General features: G+C 59.6%; 20 protein-coding genes and 2 tRNA genes. 5 read left to right on the top strand and 17 right to left on the bottom strand.

Annotated features, from left to right (window positions below):
* Positions 1–15 precede the first annotated feature (15 nt).
* From rbsD to GQX66_RS08185, 7 genes are all read right to left on the bottom strand, one after another.
* Positions 16–420, bottom strand: coding sequence for a D-ribose pyranase (rbsD, locus tag GQX66_RS08215; RefSeq protein ID WP_007956017.1), 405 nt, complete (start codon positions 418–420; stop codon positions 16–18).
* A complete protein-coding gene (rbsK, locus tag GQX66_RS08210; protein ID WP_240868014.1) occupies positions 417–1,334 on the bottom strand; it encodes a ribokinase in 918 nt (305 codons plus the stop codon). The genes rbsD and rbsK overlap by 4 nt, the downstream gene beginning before the upstream one ends.
* A 24-nt stretch (positions 1,335–1,358) precedes the next feature.
* The gene (locus GQX66_RS08205) at positions 1,359–2,378 is read right to left on the bottom strand and encodes a LacI family DNA-binding transcriptional regulator (RefSeq protein WP_102688390.1); all 1,020 of its coding nucleotides are present in this window, start codon (positions 2,376–2,378) and stop codon (positions 1,359–1,361) included.
* A gap of 3 nt (positions 2,379–2,381) precedes the next feature.
* Complete coding sequence (locus tag GQX66_RS08200) at positions 2,382–3,359, bottom strand: ABC transporter permease (RefSeq protein WP_240868012.1); 978 nt, start codon at positions 3,357–3,359, stop codon at positions 2,382–2,384.
* Positions 3,356–4,909 carry a sugar ABC transporter ATP-binding protein gene (locus GQX66_RS08195; RefSeq protein WP_236190936.1) on the bottom strand — a complete coding sequence of 518 codons (1,554 nt, stop codon included), beginning with the start codon at positions 4,907–4,909 and terminating at the stop codon, positions 3,356–3,358. The genes GQX66_RS08200 and GQX66_RS08195 overlap by 4 nt, the downstream gene beginning before the upstream one ends.
* Positions 4,910–4,964: 55 nt before the next feature.
* On the bottom strand, positions 4,965–5,921 hold the full coding sequence (locus tag GQX66_RS08190) for a sugar ABC transporter substrate-binding protein (RefSeq protein ID WP_007956008.1): 957 nt from the start codon (positions 5,919–5,921) through the stop codon (positions 4,965–4,967).
* Between the two features lie 201 nt (positions 5,922–6,122).
* Complete coding sequence (locus GQX66_RS08185; protein ID WP_240868011.1) at positions 6,123–6,575, bottom strand: hypothetical protein; 453 nt, start codon at positions 6,573–6,575, stop codon at positions 6,123–6,125.
* Between the two features lie 349 nt (positions 6,576–6,924).
* On the opposite strand from GQX66_RS08185, the gene GQX66_RS08180 reads away from it, so the two are divergent.
* The 3 genes from GQX66_RS08180 (at position 6,925) to GQX66_RS08170 (ending at position 9,163) form a co-directional block, all read left to right on the top strand.
* A complete protein-coding gene (locus GQX66_RS08180) occupies positions 6,925–8,013 on the top strand; it encodes an asparaginase (RefSeq protein WP_007956004.1) in 1,089 nt (362 codons plus the stop codon).
* A gap of 165 nt (positions 8,014–8,178) precedes the next feature.
* Entirely contained in the window at positions 8,179–8,469 is a 291-nt protein-coding gene (locus GQX66_RS08175) for a DUF1654 domain-containing protein (RefSeq protein ID WP_007956002.1), read from the top strand.
* A 4-nt stretch (positions 8,470–8,473) separates the two neighbouring features.
* Entirely contained in the window at positions 8,474–9,163 is a 690-nt protein-coding gene (locus GQX66_RS08170; RefSeq protein WP_085612799.1) for an endonuclease I family protein, read from the top strand.
* Between the two features lie 54 nt (positions 9,164–9,217).
* Here the strand turns inward: GQX66_RS08170 and GQX66_RS08165 are convergent, their stop codons facing one another.
* Both GQX66_RS08165 and GQX66_RS08160 read right to left on the bottom strand, forming a co-directional pair.
* Positions 9,218–10,120, bottom strand: coding sequence for a siderophore-interacting protein (locus GQX66_RS08165; RefSeq protein ID WP_240868008.1), 903 nt, complete (start codon positions 10,118–10,120; stop codon positions 9,218–9,220).
* 86 nt (positions 10,121–10,206) lie between these two features.
* Complete coding sequence (locus GQX66_RS08160; protein ID WP_102688387.1) at positions 10,207–10,572, bottom strand: SPOR domain-containing protein; 366 nt, start codon at positions 10,570–10,572, stop codon at positions 10,207–10,209.
* Between the two features lie 251 nt (positions 10,573–10,823).
* Between GQX66_RS08160 and csrA the strand changes: the two genes are divergently transcribed.
* Positions 10,824–11,018 carry a carbon storage regulator CsrA gene (gene csrA, locus GQX66_RS08155; RefSeq protein WP_003179932.1) on the top strand — a complete coding sequence of 65 codons (195 nt, stop codon included), beginning with the start codon at positions 10,824–10,826 and terminating at the stop codon, positions 11,016–11,018.
* A 205-nt stretch (positions 11,019–11,223) separates the two neighbouring features.
* Here the strand turns inward: csrA and GQX66_RS08150 are convergent, their stop codons facing one another.
* From GQX66_RS08150 to GQX66_RS08140, 3 genes are all read right to left on the bottom strand, one after another.
* Complete coding sequence (locus tag GQX66_RS08150; RefSeq protein ID WP_102688386.1) at positions 11,224–11,679, bottom strand: DUF2214 family protein; 456 nt, start codon at positions 11,677–11,679, stop codon at positions 11,224–11,226.
* A gap of 347 nt (positions 11,680–12,026) precedes the next feature.
* A complete protein-coding gene (locus GQX66_RS08145) occupies positions 12,027–12,482 on the bottom strand; it encodes a GNAT family N-acetyltransferase (RefSeq protein WP_102688385.1) in 456 nt (151 codons plus the stop codon).
* 142 nt (positions 12,483–12,624) lie between these two features.
* Positions 12,625–12,701, bottom strand: a tRNA-Val gene (locus GQX66_RS08140).
* 184 nt (positions 12,702–12,885) lie between these two features.
* Between GQX66_RS08140 and GQX66_RS08135 the strand changes: the two genes are divergently transcribed.
* Positions 12,886–14,169, top strand: coding sequence for an FAD-binding oxidoreductase (locus GQX66_RS08135; RefSeq protein WP_240868006.1), 1,284 nt, complete (start codon positions 12,886–12,888; stop codon positions 14,167–14,169).
* Positions 14,170–14,221: 52 nt separating this feature from the next.
* Here the strand turns inward: GQX66_RS08135 and GQX66_RS08130 are convergent, their stop codons facing one another.
* From GQX66_RS08130 to GQX66_RS08110, 5 genes are all read right to left on the bottom strand, one after another.
* Entirely contained in the window at positions 14,222–15,193 is a 972-nt protein-coding gene (locus GQX66_RS08130; RefSeq protein WP_240867995.1) for an XdhC family protein, read from the bottom strand.
* A 2-nt stretch (positions 15,194–15,195) separates the two neighbouring features.
* Complete coding sequence (locus GQX66_RS08125) at positions 15,196–16,431, bottom strand: cytochrome c (protein WP_085747824.1); 1,236 nt, start codon at positions 16,429–16,431, stop codon at positions 15,196–15,198.
* A 2-nt stretch (positions 16,432–16,433) separates the two neighbouring features.
* On the bottom strand, positions 16,434–16,973 hold the full coding sequence (locus GQX66_RS08120; protein ID WP_007956473.1) for a (2Fe-2S)-binding protein: 540 nt from the start codon (positions 16,971–16,973) through the stop codon (positions 16,434–16,436).
* Complete coding sequence (locus GQX66_RS08115) at positions 16,966–19,797, bottom strand: xanthine dehydrogenase family protein molybdopterin-binding subunit (RefSeq protein WP_240867992.1); 2,832 nt, start codon at positions 19,795–19,797, stop codon at positions 16,966–16,968. The genes GQX66_RS08120 and GQX66_RS08115 overlap by 8 nt, the downstream gene beginning before the upstream one ends.
* Positions 19,798–20,218: 421 nt before the next feature.
* Positions 20,219–20,295 (bottom strand) — tRNA-Asp (locus tag GQX66_RS08110).
* Positions 20,296–20,447 lie beyond the last annotated feature (152 nt).

Genomic DNA, 20,447 nt, shown 5'->3' with positions numbered 1-20,447 from the left:
AGGGGCGAACCCTGTTTAGAACGTAACTCCAGACACCAGCACGATGTTGCAGTACGGCTGGCATTCGCCCGTACGAACGATCGCTCGTGCCTGTCGGCTGAGTACTTTGAATTGCTCGTGACTGAGCAGGTCACGCCGCCCCAGCGAGCCTTCGTCATTCAGCTCGTCCAGCGTGGACAGCGCGGTCGGTTGCTTGTCGAAAATCTCCTTGGCCAGCGCGTGGCTTTCCACCTGCATCTCGCTGAGTACGACTTTCAGGGTGCTGACGAAATCCGGCACGCCATGCGTCAACGCCAGGTCGATCAGTTCGACACCCGGCGGCACCGGCAGGCCGGCATCGCCGATCACGACCATGTCGCCGTGGCCGAGGGAAGCAATCAGCCGCGACAGGGCGACATTGAGCAAAGGAGTCTTTTTCATGCGGGTTTGAATGCCTGTACGTCGGAGGTGGTGGGAATGGACGGCTGGGCACCTGCCCGGGTAACCGACAGGGCCGCAGCGACCTGCCCGAAACGAATGGCCTCGTCCTCGGTTTTGCCGGCCGCCAGTGCCGCCGAAAATCCGCCGACAAACGTATCCCCGGCGGCGGTGGTATCGACCGCCTTCACTTTGGGTGCAGGAAAATGCTGGTAACCCGTGCCGTTGGCGAACAACGAGCCTTGAGCCCCCAGCGTGATGATGACCTTGCCGGCGCCCAGTGACATCAGGTGCGCAGCGGCTTTTTCAGCGGTCGCCAGCGAGTCCACCGGCAAACCGCTGAGGGCGGCGGCCTCGCTCTCGTTGGGAATCAGGTAATCGATGGCGGCAAACCAGTCTGCCGGCAGCGGGCGACTGGCCGGCGCAGGGTTGAGGATGACCGTCTTGCCCAGTTCACGTCCACGTTTCAGCGCATGGCCTACCGTGGCGTCGGGGATTTCCAATTGGCAGATGATCACGTCGGCCGCTTGCAGCACGGCGTCGAACCGGTCGATGACCGCCGGGGTCATCGAACCATTGGCGCCGGCCACGATGACAATCGCGTTCTGACTGTTGTCATCGACCACGATCAGCGCCACGCCACTGGAATCCTCCACCACGCTGACCGCCTGACAATCGATCTGCTCGGCCAGCAACGCGTCGCGCAATTGCACGCCATAGTCATCGTTGCCGACACAGCCGACCATCGACACCTGTGCACCCAGCCGTGCAGCGGCTACCGCCTGATTGGCGCCCTTGCCACCGGACACGGTCGCGAAGGAATGGCCGATCAGCGTCTCACCGCCTCGAGGCAAGCGAGGCGCCCGGGTGACCAGGTCCATGTTCAGGCTGCCTATTACCACTACATTTGCGGACATACATCATTACTCATCAATTCGGTTTCAGCGGTATTCGGTGAACACCCCGGACAGCGGTGCAGTCGATTCGCGCAGGACAATACTCGGGGTCACGATCCGCTGATCCGTCGCCAGATCCGGGGTGGCAATTCTTCGCAACAACACTTCCGCGGCCATCTCACCCAACTGAAGGATCGACTGGCCCACGGTTGTCAGCGCTGGATACACATAGCGACTCATCTGGATATCGTCGAAGCCGATCACCGACAGCTCGGCGGGCACGCGCACGTTACGTTCCGCCGCCGCTCGCAACACGCCAATGCCGATCATGTCGTTACCGGCAAAGATCGCGCTCGGCGGGTTGTGCTCAAGCAGAACCGAAGCCGCGTTGTAACCGCCGGTGCTGGTGAAGTCGCTTTCCAGCATGCGCGACGGGGCCACTTCAACACCCGCCTCTTTCAGCGCTCGAGCAAAACCGGCCTGACGCATTTGCGCGACGCTGGTACTCGTCGGACCACCGATCGTAGCGATATCGCGATGACCGAGCTCAAGCAAATGCCGCGTCGCGAGGTACGCGCCATATTCGTGATCGATGCGCACCAGGTCGGCGTCCACGCCTTCGAGTCCACGGTCGACGATCACCATCGGCGTCTTTACGCCCGCCAGTCCTTGCGCCAGACCACTGTCGCCACCCGCAGAGGCGACGATCAAGCCGTCGATGCGCTTTTCCAACAGGACCCGCAGGTAGCTGCGCTGCTTGTCCGGGTTGTCGTCGGAGTTGCAGAGAATCACGCAGTAGCCGTTACGCTCGCAATAATCCTCGATCCCGCGCGCCAGTTCGGCGAAGTACGGGTTGAGGCTGTTGGGCACCAGCAAACCAATGGTGGCGGTGGTTTTCGCTTTCAGCGAACGGGCCACCGCGCTCGGCACATAGTCGAGACTCTTGATGGCCGCCTCGACCTTGAGCCGCACTTCTTCGCTCACCGGTCGGGTCTTGTTTACTACGTGGGACACGGTCGTGTAGGAAATTCCTGCAAGTGCCGCCACATCCTTGATCGTTGCCATTTATCAGCCCCGTCGGCTTGCGCGTTGACTGCGATAGGTGTCGAGCACCACGGCGATCACGATCACCGCACCGGTGATGATGCGCTTGGTCGGCTCGGTCGCGCCAATCTGCGCCAGACCGGCCGCCAGCACGGAGATGATCAACACGCCGAAAAAGGTGCTGATCACCGAACCACGTCCGCCCATCAGGCTGGTGCCGCCGATCACCACGGCAGCGATCACTTGCAGCTCAAGGCCGGAACCAGCGTTCGGGTCGGCCGCTTCCAGCCGGGAAATCTGGAACAGCGCCGCAATGCCGGCAAGCAGGCCCATCAGGCTGAATACCAGGATCTTGTAGGGCTTGGGATTGATCCCCGCCAGACGCACCGCTTCTTCATTGGTGCCAATGCCGATCAGGTAGCGACCGAACACGGTACGGGTCAAAACGGCCTGGGCAATGAAGATGACCAGCAAGGCAATGATGAACGACGGCGAAATGCCGAAGGCGATCGGGTTCGACAGCCAGGCGAAGGAGTCACCGATATAAGCCGTGCGCGAACCGGTCATCTGATAGGCCAGGCCACGGGCCATCTCCAGAACACCGAGCGACACAATGAATGACGGAATTCGCCACGCCACGGTAATCGAGCCGGTAACCGTGCCGGCCAACGCCGCGACGGCCATCCCCAACAAGGCAGCCGGCAATACGCTCCAGCCCCAGCCAAGAATCGCCACGCTGACGGTAGATGCCGCGAGCGCCAGTACCGAGCCTACCGACAGGTCGATCCCGCCGATGATCAGGACGAACGTCATGCCCACCGCCAGAACCATCAGGTCGGGAATCTGGTTGGCCAGGGTGCTGAAGGTGTTATACGACAGGAAATGGCTGCTCATGACCGAGAACAGCGCAGTCATTGCCAGCAACGCGCCGGCCAGGCCCAGGTAAGTGCCGAGGCCGTAGAAATTGCCACTGGATTTGCCGGCGGAAGATGCAGTTTTCATGGGAGATCCCTAGGCGCTGCTTCGTTGAGCAACGCATCACGTTTCTGGTAGCCGGCGAACGCGGCGGCAAGCAAGTCATCCTGGGTCCAGCTGTCGCGCTCGAACGTGTCGATCAGGCGCCCTGCCGACAACACACCGATGCGGTCGCAGATCAGCATCAGCTCGCGCAAATCGCTGGACACCACGACCAGCGCTTTGCCCTGCCGAGTCAGTTCGCCGAGCAAGGCATAAATATCGAACTTGGCGCCGACATCGATACCGCGAGTCGGCTCGTCGAACAGCAGCACCGAACAGTCGCGCTCGAGCCAGCGACCGATCACCACCTTTTGCTGGTTACCGCCGGACAGCTCGGACACCAGCTGCGTCGGGCTGGAACTGCGGATGCGCATGGCGTCGATCTGCCGCTGCGCGAGCTTCGTTTCATCGCCGTTGTTGACGAACCCGCCGCTGGAAATCTCCGGCATGTTGCCCAAAGCGATGTTGGCGCTGATCGACTGGCTCAGCAGCAGGCCTTCGCCCTTGCGATCCTCGGTGATCAAGGCGATGCCGTTGCGCACTGCATCGACTGGCGAGCGAATGCTCACCACCTGGGCCGGAGATCCGAGCGCCACCGTGCCGCTGTCCGCGACATCGGCGCCGAAGATCAGCCGCAAAAGCTCGGTGCGCCCTGCTCCGATCAGCCCCGAAATGCCGAAAATCTCACCGGCGCGAACCTCAAAGGACACGTCACGCACCTTGTCGGAGCGGGTCAGACCTTTGACCGTCAGGGCCGGCGCGCCGATGTTGCGAGCCCCCAGATCGATATGCTCGCCCAGCTCGCGACCGACCATCAGGGTGACCAGTTGCTCGCTGCTGTAATTTGCCATCGGCTCGACACAGACCAGGTTTCCGTCGCGCAACACGGCAATGCGCTGTGCTACCCGGGCCAGCTCTTCGAGGCGATGCGAGATGTAGATGATCGAGACGCCGCGCGCCTGCAACCGGGTGATCTGCTCGAAAAGCATTTCAACTTCGCGAGCGGTGAGCATTGCGGTCGGTTCGTCGAGGATCAGCACATGGCAATCGCCGATCAGGTTACGGGCGATCTCGACCATTTGCTGGTGACCGATGCCCAGCTCGCCGACCAGTGTGTCCGGGTCGATGGCATCGAGGCCGACTTGAGCCATGGCTTCGATGGCGGCCTTGCGCAGCTGCTTGCGACTGATCCAGCCACCGTTACTTGGCAGGTTGTCGAGGAACAGGTTCTCCGCCACCGAAAGCGTCGGCAGCAGATTGAGCTCTTGCATGACCATGCGCACACCCAGCTCTTCAGCCTGCGTGCGACTGCCGGGGCGATAGTCCTTGCCCTGGAACTGCATCTGGCCGGTGGTAGGTGTGACCAGCCCGCCGATGATCTTCGACAGGGTGCTTTTGCCGGCACCGTTCTCACCGGTCAGCGCCAGCACTTCACCGCGCATCAACGTCAGGTCGATGCCGGTCAGAACCGGTTGCGCATAGGTCTTGCCGATACCGCTGACCGAGAGGACAGCGTTCGGAGCGGAAACTGACATAAAAATCTCCATGCGCTCGCCCGGACGGACGAGCGCCGTTGTGTCGCCAGAGGACTTATTTGGTGACCAGCTCGACTGGTGTCTCAATCACACCATTCGCACCACTGTCGACTTTCTCGCCCTTGATGATTTTCAGCGCAGTCTCGATGCCAAATACCGCTTGCTTCGCAGCGTACTGGTCGGCAGTCGCCAGAACGCGGCCGTCCTTCAGCATGGGCTTGATGGCATTGATGTTGTCGTAACCGACAACCTGCACCTGACCGGCCTTGCCGGCAGCGCGCACGGCGGAAACGGCACCCACGGCCATGCTGTCGTTACCGGCCAGCAGCGCCTTGACGTCCGGGTACTCGCTGAGAATCGAAGCGGCCACCTTGTTGCCCTTGTCGATTTCCCAATCGCCGGACTGCAGGGAAACAACCTTGATCTGCGCAGCCTCCATCGCATCCTTGAAGCCAGCGGTACGCTGCTGGGCGTTGGTCGTCGTGGAGACGCCTTCAATGATGCCGACTTCGTCACCGGCCTTCAGTTGCTTGGCCAGGTACTCGCCCACCAGACGCGCGCCTTTGCGGTTGTCCGGGCCTACGAACGGAACGCTGATGTTCTTGCTTTTGATCACAGCCGGATCGAGCTGGTTGTCGATGTTGATCACAGTGATACCGGCATCGACGGCTTTCTTGATCACCGGCACCATCGCCTTGGAATCAGACGGTGCGATGACCAGCGCGTTGACCTTTGCCAGAATCATCTGCTCGACGATGCGCGTCTGCCCCGCCGTGTCGGTTTCGTCCTTGATGCCGTTGGAGATCAGGTCGAAATCGGCGGAGTGTTCTTTCTGGTAGGCCTTGGCGCCGTCTTCCATGGTCAGGAAGAATTCGTTGGCCAGGGATTTCATGACCAGGGCGACTTTGGGTTTTTCAGGGGATTCGGCGAAAGCCGAAGAGACAGGCAGTGCGGCGGATGCGGCAGCCAGCATGGCGACAGCAAGAAGACGTCCAGCGAATGGCAGCTTCATGGGTTCACTCCGATCTTATGATTATTGTGAGCAACGCTTGCGCTGGCGTAAGCTCGCTGCACCCCACGACAATTCAATCCATCGCGAAGGCCGCGCAAACGTTTGCGTAGACCGAACTATGCGAATCACGCCGACATTTGTCAACAATCAGAAATCGGTATTGCGTTGCAGGGCGAATCCATCGATCCGCCCCTTGAGTGCTCAAGCCGTGGTGTTGACCACGTTACCGACAGAAGAACCCTTCGACATTTCCTTGACCAATGCAGCCGAGACTTCCAACAACGCACCGCTGGTTTGAGCGATCTGCCCCTGTATGGACATCACCGCCTGCGACTTGGCTTCGGGGGTTGGATAACTCGCAGCCTGCGCGGCAGCCAGTTGCTGTTGCTGCTCCTGAAGCTGCTTCTGCAGTTCCTGCATCCGTTTGAGCAGCGTCTTGATAGTGATGCTCAGATTGTCACCGCCTTGAGCCTCGCTCGCGCTTGCTTCCTGGGCAGGACCACCGGTTCTGACCTGATTGGTTTCAACCTTTTCGGTACCCAGTGCCTCGGCAGACGCGTCGGCTTCAGCTTCACTCATTGCATTGATCGTAGCGGCCGTTTTGCCGCCGATCGTGACCGAACCGGGATTTGAAAAACCGATAGTCAATGACATTTGAACTCCTGAAAAATTGAATCCCTGTCAAGGCGCATCGGCCAGCGCGCCGTTTTCTTTAGCAGAGATCTGGAAAGCAGCCAGTTCAGTCTGAGGACGAGGCTCGTAGTCCTTTTCGGTGAGCCGAACGAGAAAACATCCCGCGTTCGGAAACCCGGATGAGCTAGGCAAGCTCACAACCACTCTTCAAATAAATCTTGATTCAAATCATAAGGTTAAACATTTCTCTCAAGCACAGTACGACTGGTACAGATCCTGCTCCCTCCCTGCACCCCTGGCATTCAGATCGGCCCGGGGCGCATCTAGATGAACCTGCATCAGCACCGTCTCACTACTAGAGAGAAAAATAATGACATCTGCTTTGAAGAGTTTCGTTCCGGGCGCTTTGGCCCTCCTCCTGCTCCTGCCAACTGCCCTCCAGGCAAAAGAAGCTGAAACCCAGGCCAAGCTGGCCAACGTGGTGGTACTGGCCACCGGCGGCACCATCGCCGGCGCGGGCGCCAGTGCAGCCAACAGTGCGACTTATCAGGCCGCGAAAGTGGGCATCGAACAATTGATCGCCGGCATTCCCGAACTGAGCACGCTGGCCAACGTGCGCGGCGAACAGGTCATGCAAATCGCCTCGGAAAGCATCACCAACGAAAACCTCCTGCAACTGGGACGTCGCGTTTCCGAACTGGCCGACAGCAAAGACGTCGATGGCATCGTCATCACCCACGGCACCGATACCCTGGAAGAGACCGCGTACTTCCTGAACCTGGTGGAAAAAACCGACAAGCCGATCATCGTGGTCGGCTCCATGCGACCGGGCACCGCCATGTCGGCCGACGGCATGCTGAACCTGTACAACGCCGTGGCCGTCGCCAGCAGCAAAGAAGCGCGCGGCAAAGGCGTACTGGTGACCCTGAACGATGAAATCCAGTCAGGTCGCGATGTCAGCAAGATGATCAACATCAAGACCGAAGCGTTCAAAAGCGCCTGGGGTCCGCTCGGCATGGTGGTAGAAGGCAAATCTTACTGGTTCCGCCTGCCAGCCAAGCGCCACACCATGGATTCGGAATTCGATATCAAAAACATCAAGAGCCTTCCTGATGTAGAAATTGCCTATTCCTACGGCAATGTCAGCGACACAGCCTACAAGGCCCTCGCCCAGTCCGGCGCCAAGGCAATCATCCATGCCGGTACCGGCAACGGCTCGGTTTCCTCGCGCGTGGTTCCGACCCTGCAGGCGCTGCGCAAGGACGGCGTGCAGATCATTCGCTCGTCTCACGTCAATGCCGGCGGTTTCGTTCTGCGCAACGCCGAACAGCCTGACGACAAATACGACTGGGTGGTTGCTCACGACCTGAACCCGCAGAAAGCCCGCATCCTGGCCATGGTCGCGCTGACCAAGACCAACGACAGCAAAGAGCTGCAACGGATGTTCTGGGAATACTGATTTGACCTCGCCTGATCTTTTCCTGATCGGGCACTGACTTCACCCTTCGTCAACTTGACGGAGGGTGAAGCTTGCACCTCCTCCAAAGAAAAATTTCACCTGCGTGACATCAAAACCGGAAAACCGCTGTCAGAGGATTTTCTTGAATTTTAAGCAGTTGCGAAAATGCCTACAGTTAAATACTGTATGCACGTACAGCTTAATAAGGATAACCTCGTGGCCACTTCCCCTGATGCTCCTGACGCTTATGAACGCATGGGCATGCGCGTTCAAAAAATCATCAACTCCCCCACCGCACAAAAAGCCAAAGCCGCACTGATCTTCCGCCTTCCGGACGAGCCGGTGGATGACTGGGAGCGCTTGCTGGAAGAGATCGACGAGAACGACAACGTCACCCTCGCCTACCGCGATGATGGCGGCGTACAGATTTTCTGGGTTGTGCCGAAGGAAGATTGATTCAATGATTCTGCGTTTTGCTGCTGTGCTGTTGCTGTTCATTTCCCTGGGTGCGCAAGCTGGCGCGCCGCGTACGTTCACCGAAGCCAAGAAGGTCGCCTGGAAGCTGTACGCACCACAATCCACCGAGTTCTATTGCGGGTGCAAATACACCGGCAACAAGGTCGATCTTGCCGCCTGCGGCTACGTCCCGCGCAAGAACGCCAAGCGAGCGTCCCGCATCGAATGGGAGCACATTGTTCCGGCCTGGCAGTTCGGCCATCAGCGTCAATGCTGGCAGGAAGGCGGCCGCAAGAATTGCACCCGCTACGACCCGAGCTATCAGAAAGCCGAAGCCGACCTGCACAACCTGGTGCCGAGCATCGGCGAGGTGAATGGCGACCGCAGCAATTTCAGCTACGGCTGGCTGCCGGTCGAAAAAGGTCAGTACGGCTCCTGCCTGACTCAGGTCGACTTCAAGGCGAAGAAGGTCATGCCCCGCCCTTCGATCCGCGGCATGATCGCCCGCACCTACTTTTACATGAGCAAACAATACGGCTTGCGCTTGTCGAAGCAGGATCGACAACTGTACGAAGCCTGGGACAAGACTTACCCGGTGCAAGACTGGGAGCGCCAGCGTAATCAGAGCGTGGCGTGTGTGATGGGGCGCGGCAACGAATTTGTCGGCCCGGTGAACCTGAAAGCCTGCGGTTGATTGTCTGATCAAAAGAAAAGGCCTTGAGCGATAAACTCAAGGCCTTTTTTGTGCTCAACCGCCGGATTTGTTGTGACGCCAGTAGCCCATCAGATTGAGTGACTCGCGCGGAATGCCGCGCTCCTTGATGAGGTATTTGCGCAGGCTCATGACCGCAGCGGATTCTCCGGCGATCCAACCATAGAAACACTCGCTGGCCGTATCGGCGATCTCCCACAGAATCTCTTCTTCGATGTCGACATCCGCCAGCTCGACCGCTTGCCCAACCGGCGATGCATCGACAGGCAACGTCGCCTGCTGCACGGCTTCCACCATCAACGTGCCGGCAGTTGCGTGATCGCGGATCAGCCATTGCACCGAAAGTCCGGGCCAGTCAGGAACCGCCAACATATCCTCACGACTGTCGACTTCAAAAAACGCCTGGGCCTGCGGCGGTTCAGTAAGTGTCGCCAGTTCTTCCAGGATCCCCATGGCGGCCGGCAACGCTGTGGCGTCGGCGACCAACAGAAGTTGCTTGAGCGTTTGCGGTGGCTTCCATTCAAATCCCCCCGCCTCTTGTGCCGAGAATCGGCTGTCGGGCGCCAGAATCTGCATCGACTCGCCAGGTTGCGCTCGCAACGCCCAACGGGAGGCCGGGCCGGTTTCGCCGTGCAGGACGAAATCGATATCGACTTCACCCGACTCGGCACGCAAATGACGGATGGTGTAAGTGCGCATCGCCGGGCGACAATCAACCAGCATCGAGCGGAAACGGGCGTACCACCCTTCGCCCTGAGAAAGCTTGGCGGGTGAACCGTCGGCTGCCGGGAAAAACAGCTTCACTCGCTGATCCGGCGCCCAGGTCGCCATCTCGGTGACCGTGGGGCTTGCGAGCGTGATCCGCATGAGATGCGGGCTCAATTGCTGCTTGTGACGCAAAACGACGTCGAACAACTTGTAAGGATTGGCGGAGGCCATGCGGAGCTCCTTCTGGATATCTTCAGTGACTCCTTGAAAAACGAATCACGGGGGACACCCTTTAGTCAGCTCCGTCGAAAGGCCCCTTATTGCGTCGCCGTGCGCTCGATCACCAGCGTTTCGATGTTCTGCTTCTTCGCCTTGATCAATGCGGCGTTCACATCTGCCTGGCGCGCCTCGGCGTCAGCCTTCGAATTGAAAGGGCCGAGCAGGATCCGGGTCTTGCCGCTGGCGTCCTTGATGACACTGGCCACAAAGCCATGCTCTATCAGCCAGCCGCTGAGGTCGCTGACGGCCTGAGGGGTTTCACCGCGCACTTCGAGATCCCACTGCGGGCCCACCGCAGCAGGCGCCGCTACCACCGCCGGTTTCGGCTTTTGCGCATCCACACTCTTGCCTTCGCCACATCCTGCCAATGCCAGTGCCGCGACTACCCAGACCAATTTGCGCACAACGCTTCCCTCTGAATTCTCAAAGCGGCGATCTTAACATTCGAGAATACTTTCCGAGCCCCGCAAATTGCGGCATAAAACTACGAGATTGATGCCGACGGCCCCTGTATAGTTACGCGCTGGGAATTAATGCCGCTGCTGCGCGTCAGAAAGAGGCACCCAAACTGTAAGACTTCGCACTAATCTATACGTACCACCGACCTCTGCACTGTCTGAATCAGGTGCCCTACAAAGCAATCAAGGAGAAGACCATGCTGATACTCACCCGCAAAGTCGGTGAAAGCATAAACATTGGTGATGACATCACGATCACCATTCTCGGCGTCAGCGGCCAGCAAGTTCGAATCGGCATCAATGCTCCGAAGAACGTTGCAGTGCACCGGGAAGAGATCTACCAGCGCATCCAGGCTGGCCTGACCGCACCGGACAAGCCACAAACGCCCTGAGCCCTACGCAGTCAGTAGCCAGTTCGTTTGCCTGCGCGCAATGACTGGCTAAAGATTCAAGCGCCGTATTGCCATCCCCCACCTCCCTGGTGACGGCGCGTGCCACGCCACTTCCTGCCTCAACCCTTCTCGCAACCGATACTAACCGTCATTCAACGAGCTGGCTGTCGGACATTTCCGAATAGCGGCTGGGAATCTCGCCCGACTAGCCGAATGTAACGCCACGCGCCATTCCGGTGGCCGCCACGACCATCAATACCAACAGAAGCGCTTCGGCATGACTGATCCGCGCGAACATCTTTGCACGCCCCGTGTCAGGGACAGCGCCGCGCGCCTTGGACACGCGCCATTTGATCAGGGTGATCATCGGCATGAGCTCCAGAAGCAGAATCAGCACGAACAGCGTCATCTTCAGATGAAACAGTGGCTGATGCAGGTAATAGTCGGTTCCCTTCTCATAACCTGCGAAGGCGCGCATGCCGCCGGTGACGAGCAACACCAACGCCGAAAGCCCCCAAAGATTGTCGGCTAGCAACACTCGCCCGACATCACCGGAGCCGGACGCCAAACGACTGAAGGCCGTCCCACGCGTCAACACCGCCCAGAAGCCCATGGCAAAAGCCAGTAAATGAATCGCTGCAAGAAACCAATGAACCAGCATCGATGAACTCCTGTCCGGCAGAGCTGAAATCAGCCTGACAGTAGTAGTCGAAAAAATATGGACTTGCCTGTCACCGCTCCCGGAAAACAGGAACGGGCGAGACGAGAGGCTGGGCAGAGGTGCGGGAAAGGCAAATCGCGGGCAAAAAAAATCCCAAGCAGCTGATGGAAGCTTGGGATTTAAAAATGCATAAACCGTGGTGGTGAACGCGGGGCGGATATTACTGATTTTTCCAGTATGTAACAACGTATTTTTGATAACCGGATGGTTAATAAAATCCGTAACCCCTTAAATATCCACACTATTTAAAAGGTCGCTCGCGACGGTCGGCGACGAATGGATCAAAATCAATCACGATCAATACGCGCTTGGCTCAAGAATTTTACAAAAATGAGCTCGGGATCCCCCGGATCCAGATTCTCTACCATTCCGCTGTGCTGATATCCAAGATTTGTAAGCAGCTGTCGCATCGGCGAGTTGGACGTATTGGTCGACGTGAAGATCTTTTCTGCACAAGCATGCTGCTCCAGACCGCTCACGATCTGCCGCCCCACGCCGGAACGCCTGTTCGCACTGGAGACGATCACGAGAGGTATGAACCACTCTCCAAGAAAGCTTCGATCCAGACATCCGTAGCCGACGGGAGCGCCAGGATCGTCCGCCTCGCAGACAACCCAGCACTCCTGCGCCCGTACAGCCCTCGCGATGTACTCGCGACGGCAGCTATCTTTTTCAGCGACAGGATCAATCTTCAACAGGCTTTCGATATCGCCTGGACCGGCGCGCCTGAATTGGCGACTCATGAATACACCTCTGCAAATGTGCCGCAGTGTAGCTGCGGTCGACCAAACCGAAACTTTGCAAAGGTTCTGAAATCGCAGACAACAAAAAAGGGCCCACCTTTCGGTGAGCCCTTCCAGACCGCCCAGCAGAGCGGATTTTGTTTGGTAGGCGCGATTGGACTCGAACCAACGACCCCCACCATGTCAAGGTGGTGCTCTAACCAACTGAGCTACGTGCCTGCTGTGAGGCGGCATTCTACGGAATTCCGAAGGGGTGTCAACACCTTTTTTTCACCTAACCCTATGAATATGCAAAATATTTAATTTCGACCCGCCGCAAGAAGATTTCCCGGTGGCTGGCGGAGGTTTTTCAACTGGGGTAGGATCGCCGCACTCGTAAAATATATTAAACAGAGGCTGCAGGATGGCGAACACCCCTTACCCAGAGTCTTATTACGCTGCGTCGGCCAACGCCGTGCCACCACGCCCTGCCCTGCAGGATGACGTGGAGACGGATGTCTGTGTGATCGGCGCTGGTTATACGGGACTTTCCTCGGCCCTGTTCCTGCTCGAGAACGGTTTTCGCGTGACCGTGCTGGAAGCCGCCAAGGTCGGCTTCGGCGCTTCGGGGCGCAATGGCGGACAAATCGTCAACAGCTACAGCCGTGACATCGATGTGATCGAACGCAGCGTCGGCCCGAAACAGGCACAACTGCTCGGGCAGATGGCGTTCGAGGGCGGCCGGATCATTCGTGAACGCGTCAGCAAGTACAACATCCAGTGCGACCTGAAAGACGGTGGCGTATTCGCCGCCCTCACCGCCAAGCAAATGGGCCACCTCGAATCGCAGAAGCGCCTGTGGGAACGCTTCGGCCATACCCGACTGGAACTGCTCGATCAGCGCCGCATCCGTGAAGTGGTCGCCTGCGATCAATACGTCGGCGGCATGCTCGACATGAGCGGTGGCCATATCCACCCGCTTAACCTGGCATTGGGCGAAGCTGCTGCCGTGGAGTCCCTGGGCGGCACCATCTACGAACAGTCACCGGCCGTGCGCATCGAACGCGGTGCCAATCCGGTCGTGCATACACCGCAGGGCAAGGTCAGAGCCAAATTCATCATCGTGGCCGGCAACGCCTACCTCGGCAATCTGGTGCCGGAACTGGCGGCCAAATCGATGCCGTGCGGCACTCAGGTCATCACCACCGAGCCATTGGGCGATGAGCTGGCGAAATCCCTTCTGCCGCAGGACTACTGCGTCGAAGACTGCAACTACCTGCTCGACTACTACCGCTTGAGCGGCGACAAGCGCCTGATCTTCGGCGGCGGCGTTGTATATGGCGCACGGGATCCGGCAAACATCGAGGCGATCATCCGCCCGAAAATGCTCAAGGCCTTCCCGCAACTCAAGGACGTGAAGATCGACTACGCCTGGACCGGAAACTTCCTGCTGACCCTGTCGCGCCTGCCTCAGGTTGGGCGTCTGGGCGACAACATCTATTACTCCCAGGGCTGCAGCGGCCACGGCGTGACCTACACGCATCTGGCCGGCAAGGTATTGGCCGAGGCGCTGCGCGGGCAAGCCGAGCGCTTCGATGCGTTTGCCGACCTGCCGCACTACCCGTTCCCCGGCGGGCAACTGCTGCGCACACCGTTTGCCGCGCTGGGCGCGTGGTACTACGGACTGCGCGACAAGCTCGGTTTCTGACAAGCCAAAAAAAGGGCCGCTGAATAGCGGCCCTTTTTACATTCAGCTCAAATCACAACTGATCCCGCGCAATCCCGCTGCGAATCCGCAGGATATCCGCGAGCACCGCCAAAGCGATTTCCGACGGCGTCTTGCTGCCCAGGTTAAGACCGATCGGCGCATGAATCCGCGCCAGCTCGCTCTCCCCCAGACCGCCAATCCGGCGCAATCGCTCGAAGCGCTTCTGCGACGTCTGCTGTGAGCCCATTACGCCAATGTAGAACGCTTCGGTACGCACCGCTTCCATCATCGCCAGATCGTCGATACGCGGATCGTGGGTCAACGCCACCACCGCCGTATCCCGGTGGCAACCGCCGTCGGCGATAAACACCGACGGCAATTGCCGGCGGATCTCCACGCCATTGAGCACCACGCCTTCCAGCACCTCATCACGCGGGTCGCAGAGAATCACTTCGAAGCCAAGACTCACCGCGAACTCCGCACACGCCTGCGCCACGCTGGAATACCCCGCCAGCAACAAACGCTGAGCGGCGCCGATGCGGATCCGCACCCGGTCGATTTCACGCTCGATCCGCGCACCTTGTTCGCGATCGGCAAACAGGCTACGCGCGCCCGTGGCCAGATCGACCTCGCGAATCAACCGGCGCTGCCCCAGCAACGCCGATTCGAGTTCACGCAGGTGCGCCTGCACATCGCAGCTCGCGTCAAATTTCTCTACCAGCACATCGAGAATGCCGCCGCACGGCAGGCTGACCCGCGAACGTGGATCGTCACCTTCGCCATAACGGACGACATTGATCGCATCGAGAAACGCACCTTCGGCGACGCGCTCGAGAAAGTCTTCCTCGACGCAACCACCGGACAGCGACCCGATCCACTGCCCGCCATCGTTCACCGCCAGCAGTGAACCCGGCGCGCGCGGCGCCGAACCGTAGGTGGTCAGCACGGTGCAAAGCCAGATGCGCTGCCCCGCCGTCGACCACTCCAGCGCCCGACGCACAACCTGCAGATCGAGATGCTGCATGATCAGTGCGCCTTGTGCTCGATGGACGGGGCGTCAGCCTGAAGCTTCTGCACATCGCTGACCGCCAGCTCGGCCGACTGACCACCCCAACCCTGACGCAGGTAGTTCAGCAGATCGGTCAGTTGCTCAGCACTGAGCTTGTCGGCGAAACCCGGCATCGGCTGCATGTGTTCGAATCCGGCGAATTTCTGTTCGCCGATACCATCCTCGATCACTCGCAACAGGTTGCGCGGGTCTTCCAGACGCAGCGTGGTGTTGCCGCGCATGGCCACCGCGATGTGCGGCTTACCCTCGCCACCAGCCGCGTGACAGCCGGCGCAGACGTTCAAGTATTCCTGACGACCGCGTTGAGCGCTGGCACTGAGTTTTTCCAACGGCACGTCGGTCAGCTCTTTCGCCGCCGGAGGCTTGTCGCCCAGCAGGAACGTCGCCATCGCCGCCAGATCCGGATCATTCAGGCCCTGAGTGCTGTTGTGGAACACCGGGAACATCTCGTTGAACATCGTGCCCTGGGCGCTCATGCCGTGCTTGAGGAACGTGCTCAGGTCCTGATGGTTCCAGCCGCGGGCCGCCAGATCAGTGGCCAGCAGGCTCGGTGCCAGATAGCCGTTGAGGATGCCGCCGGTCAGGCGCTTGTCCAGTTGCATCGCGCCCGGCAGGCCGCGTGGCGTATGGCATTCGCCGCAATGGCCGAGCACTTCGACCATGTACTGGCCGCGTTTCCAGGCGTCGCTTTTGCCTTCGGCAGATTCGAGCTTCAAGGCTTTGCCGTACATCATGTTCCAGCCGATCAGGCCCGGACGCACGTTGAACGGAAAGCTAAGGCTGGTCACCGGTGCGGCACGCTCGATTGGCTCGATGGTTTTCAGATACGCGTGAATCGCATCCGAATCCGCACGCGGCATCAAGTGATACGAGGTGTACGGCATCGCCGGATATAGGTTCGCGCCGTCACGGCGCTTGCCTTCAGTCAGCGCAGCGAAAAACTCGTCGTCGTTGTACAAACCGATGCCGTGCTCTTTGCTTGGAGTGATGTTGGTGCCGTAGATCGTGCCGAACGGCGACACGATCGGCAGGCCGCCAGCAAACGGCGCGCCACCGGGCGCCGTGTGGCACGCCATGCAGTCGGCCGCGCGGGCGAGGTATTCGCCGCGCTTGACCTGATCATCCGCATGCGCCGCCAACACAGGCGCAGCCAGCCCGACCGCCAGGGTCAGGCGGGTCAGTAATTGCTTCATGCTTAACCCTCCTTGACCAGGCCGAGATCGGTCAGCACGTTGCGGGTGGCGTTGTAGTAACGCACGTACCCGGTGCAACGGCAGACGTGATGACCGAGGCTGTCCTCGATGACTTGTTCCAGTTTGCTTTTGACGATCGGCTGGCGTTGCAGCTTTTCCACCAGCACGGTCGCGGCGTTGACGAAGCCCGGCGCGCAGTAGCTGCACTGGAAGGCGAATTCATCGACGAAGCGCTGCTGGATCGGGTTCAGCTCGGTAACCTGGCCTTGCTCGTCACGCTTGGCGTGGCCTTCGATGGTGCGGACTTTTTTGCCCTCGAAGTAATGCGCGCCAGTGATGCAGGTGCGCACTTCTTCGCTGGTGCCGTCCGGGTTGTCGACGATCACCACACAGGCGTGGCAGATGCCCTGGCCGCAGCCCAGGCGCGAACCGGTGAGGTTTTTGTATTCGTGCAGGTAATCGATCATCGGCAGGTCATCAGGGATGTCCACCGGGCCGACGGATTGACCGTTGAGGGTCAGTTGAAGCGGACGGTTAGCCATTGAGGGCCTCCTTGATGCGCGCAGCAGTGATTGGCAGATCGCGAACACGTTTACCGATGGCGTGGGCCACGGCGTTACCGATGGCGCCGACCACCGGGATCATCACCACTTCGGCGATGCCCTTGGACGGGTCGCTCGGGGACAGCGGCGGCAGGATTTCCGACGTCTGCTTCCAAACCGCCACATGGCGCGCCATCGGCAGGCGATAACGGTTGAAGTTCCAGTCACCCTCCCCCGGCCCGCCTTCGTACAACGGCATCTCTTCCATCAAGGCGTGACCGATGCCCATGGCGATCCCGCCTTCGAGCTGGCCGCGAACCAGTTCTTCGACCAGCACCCGGCCGCATTCCAGCCACGAGTGATGGTTGAGCACTTCGACTTCTGCCGAACCTTTGTTGACCTTCAACTCGACCAGCGTTGCGACTGGGCTGTAGTAGGTCACGGCGGCGTTGTTCAACTGAACCACCGGGTAGGCGATGTTCTGCCGATCCAGCAGGTGGAAACCGGCGCTGGTCATCTGCGCCTTTTTCGCTTTCGGGGCGCCGTCGCCGTACTTCACCGCCAGACCGTCGAGCGGCAGACGCTCGCGCACGCCGTCGATGCTGTATTCGGCTTCGGCCCAGCTCCAGCGGTTAAAACCGTGAACCGTGGCGCCGGTGACCAGACCGCGCTCGTGAGCACGCTTGGCCAGCTCTTCGAAGGTCAGCGGCTGCATGCCGTTGGCGGTCAGCTTGCCGTCGACCCAATGCGCATCTTCGCGACGCACCACGTAAGGGTTGGCCTGGCCGCCGTACGGGCCCTGACGCCAGATCTCCAGCGCCGCCGGCCACAGACCGTGGTTGAACAACACGCGCGCCGCTTCACGGGTGGCGTGGCTGAAGTAGTAGGCGGAGTTGGTCGCGGACGAGGCCGATGCCAGCTTGCCGACCCAGCGCGGATTGCGCAGGAAGTTGTCCTGCTCGGCCTGGCTCATGATGTAAGGGTTGCCGGCGGTGACCAGCTGCATTTCATCCCACTCGGTTTCGCCGGTCTTCACGTCGTGAGCCGCGCTGCCGAGGAAGTCAGCCACCACCAACGCTTGCGAGGTGGACATGCCGGTGCCGATCTCGATGCCGATGTGACGCAGGGAAATGCGCCCGTCAGCGGTGAACTCGATGCTGGCCATCGGCGCTTCGGAACCGGTGCCGAAGTCTTTCTGACAAATGGCGAAACCTACGCCGTACCAGTTGTCCGGGTCTGCCGCTTCGCGCTGCTTTTTGATCGCGTCGCGGTTTTTCCAGACTTCGTGCAGCGAAGCCTTGTCGAGAATCTCGTGCAGGCGCAACGCACCGGCCGGGATCGCGCCCTGAGTGTTTTTCATTCCCGAGCGCAGCGCGTTCTTGCGGCGCAGATCAATGGCATCGACACCAAGGCGATCGGCGATTTCGTCGACCATCATTTCGGTGGAGGCCATGCTCTGCAGCGTGCCGTAGCCGCGCATCGAACCCGCTTCAACGGCGCGTGAATGGTAAGCGGTGACCTGCAGGTCGTTCTGCGGCATGTAGTAGATCGACTGCGCCGCAGTAGCGCCAACGGCGGCCACCGACGGGCTGTAGTTGATCCGGCCACCACCGTCGACACTCATCTCGGCACGGAAAATCTTGAAGCTGTGATCGGTCTTGTCCACTGCCAATTGATAGCGGATGTCGAACGGGTGACGCTTGATGCCGCTCTGGAACTGCTCGTAGCGGTCGTTGGCCAGGCGAACCGGCACACCTGCGCCGTACAACGCCGCCAGGGCCGCGTAGTAGACGAAAATATTGTGGTCTTTGGAGCCGTAACCGACGGTGTAGCCCGGGTGCATGTTCAGGTTCGCCAGGCCGAAACGCGACGGCCCGATCATCTTCGCGGTCTCGGTGGCGGTTTCCAGCGGGCACTGAGTGGCGACGACGAAATGAAGGGTCTTGGTCGCCGGGTCGTACCAGCCGTTGCCGTTGTCCGGCTCCATCGCGGCCGGTTCGATCGACGGGGTTTTGTAGCGTTCGTCGAACACCAGCCAGTTGTCCGGCGGGGTGTCGATCTCTTTTTTCATGCGGTCGGCGTAGAACAGGCCGCGTTCGGTCAGGTTGCCGTGCAGGTTCGGTTGGGAATTCCACACCGGACGACGGTTCTTCAGCATCGGGAACAGGATCGAGTCCTTGAGGCTGGCGAACTCGTCTTCGTCCGCCGACGTCGGGCCACCGACGCGCACGTAGCGAAAACTGCCATAGGGATCGCCTTCGTAGAACGGTACTTGCGCACCGTAACGAATCGCTTTGTCATTGAATTTGAGTTTGTTCTTGGCCTGGCGGAAACGCTCGAAGTCGTTCCAGATCAGGATCGCAACCGGGTGGCCGATGAACATCGGCACTTTGCCTTCCGGCAGCAGCGGATCCGGTGCGTGCTCTTCAGGGAACACGATGCCGTCCTTGTCCAGGTCGGCGGCGGTAACGATACGATCAGGCTGCAGATCGGCGCCGAGCCACGACAGGTCGTAACCGTCGTAGATGCGGTCGGCCTTGATGGTTTTCAGCAACATGGCGTGGCCTTGCTGCTGGGGCCAGCCCGGCATGTCCTTGGAACGGATGTCGCGGGCAAACACCTTGCTGCCGCAGACCTTGGACAAGGCATCATTACGCTGGCGCGCCTTGCCGTTGTTGCCGAGCCACTGCTCGGACGGCACGGTCACGCTGTTTTCCATCAAGGCACCGAGCGCCTGACTGCTGAGCGGCGTGAGCGTAACGCTCACACCCGCCACCAGCCCGCCCTGGAGGAACGAGCGCCGGGATATTTCACGGTTGGACATGGATCATCCTCTGGACGGTTATGGATCCGCCCTTCTGGTTATCTACTGGGAATCTCGAGTCTTGCAGAAGCCCTTTTTGACGAAGCAAAGGGCGTGATGACAGTGCAAAGCTGACCGAAAGGTTAACTTTATAGGTTTCTGAGCTCGCAGCAAACAACCAGTTACAAAAATTTGACCAAAGAATCAAAAAATCAATGCGGTATTGCATCGCAGCGACTCAGAGACACAGGTAGATTGCCCGGCGGCATCGAACGAGCCACGGCTAGGCTTCGTCGCCGGCTAGAAGGGAGGAATTTGGGAAAGGTCAAATTTCAGACACAAAAAACCCCGGTCTTTCGACCAGGGTCTTTGCTATCGATGCCGAATCAACCCGAGGTTGCTTTCGGTGTTTCAAGGCGTTCAGTGATCCTTGAAACAGATATGGCGCAGCGGACGGGACTCGAACCCGCGACCCCCGGCGTGACAGGCCGGTATTCTAACCGACTGAACTACCGCTGCGTATCGCTTTGAGCTGACGCTCAAGTAACTCGTTTGACTGAAAGCTTCGGTGCTTTTCAATCGCGAACCAGACATTGTCTGACTCGTTAAATATGGCGCAGCGGACGGGACTCGAACCCGCGACCCCCGGCGTGACAGGCCGGTATTCTAAC

This window comes from Pseudomonas sp. B707, from assembly GCF_022496685.1.
In the GTDB taxonomy this organism is placed as follows: Bacteria; Pseudomonadota; Gammaproteobacteria; order Pseudomonadales; family Pseudomonadaceae; genus Aquipseudomonas; species Aquipseudomonas paraglycinae.
This window is presented reverse-complemented; position numbering and strand designations above follow the sequence as displayed.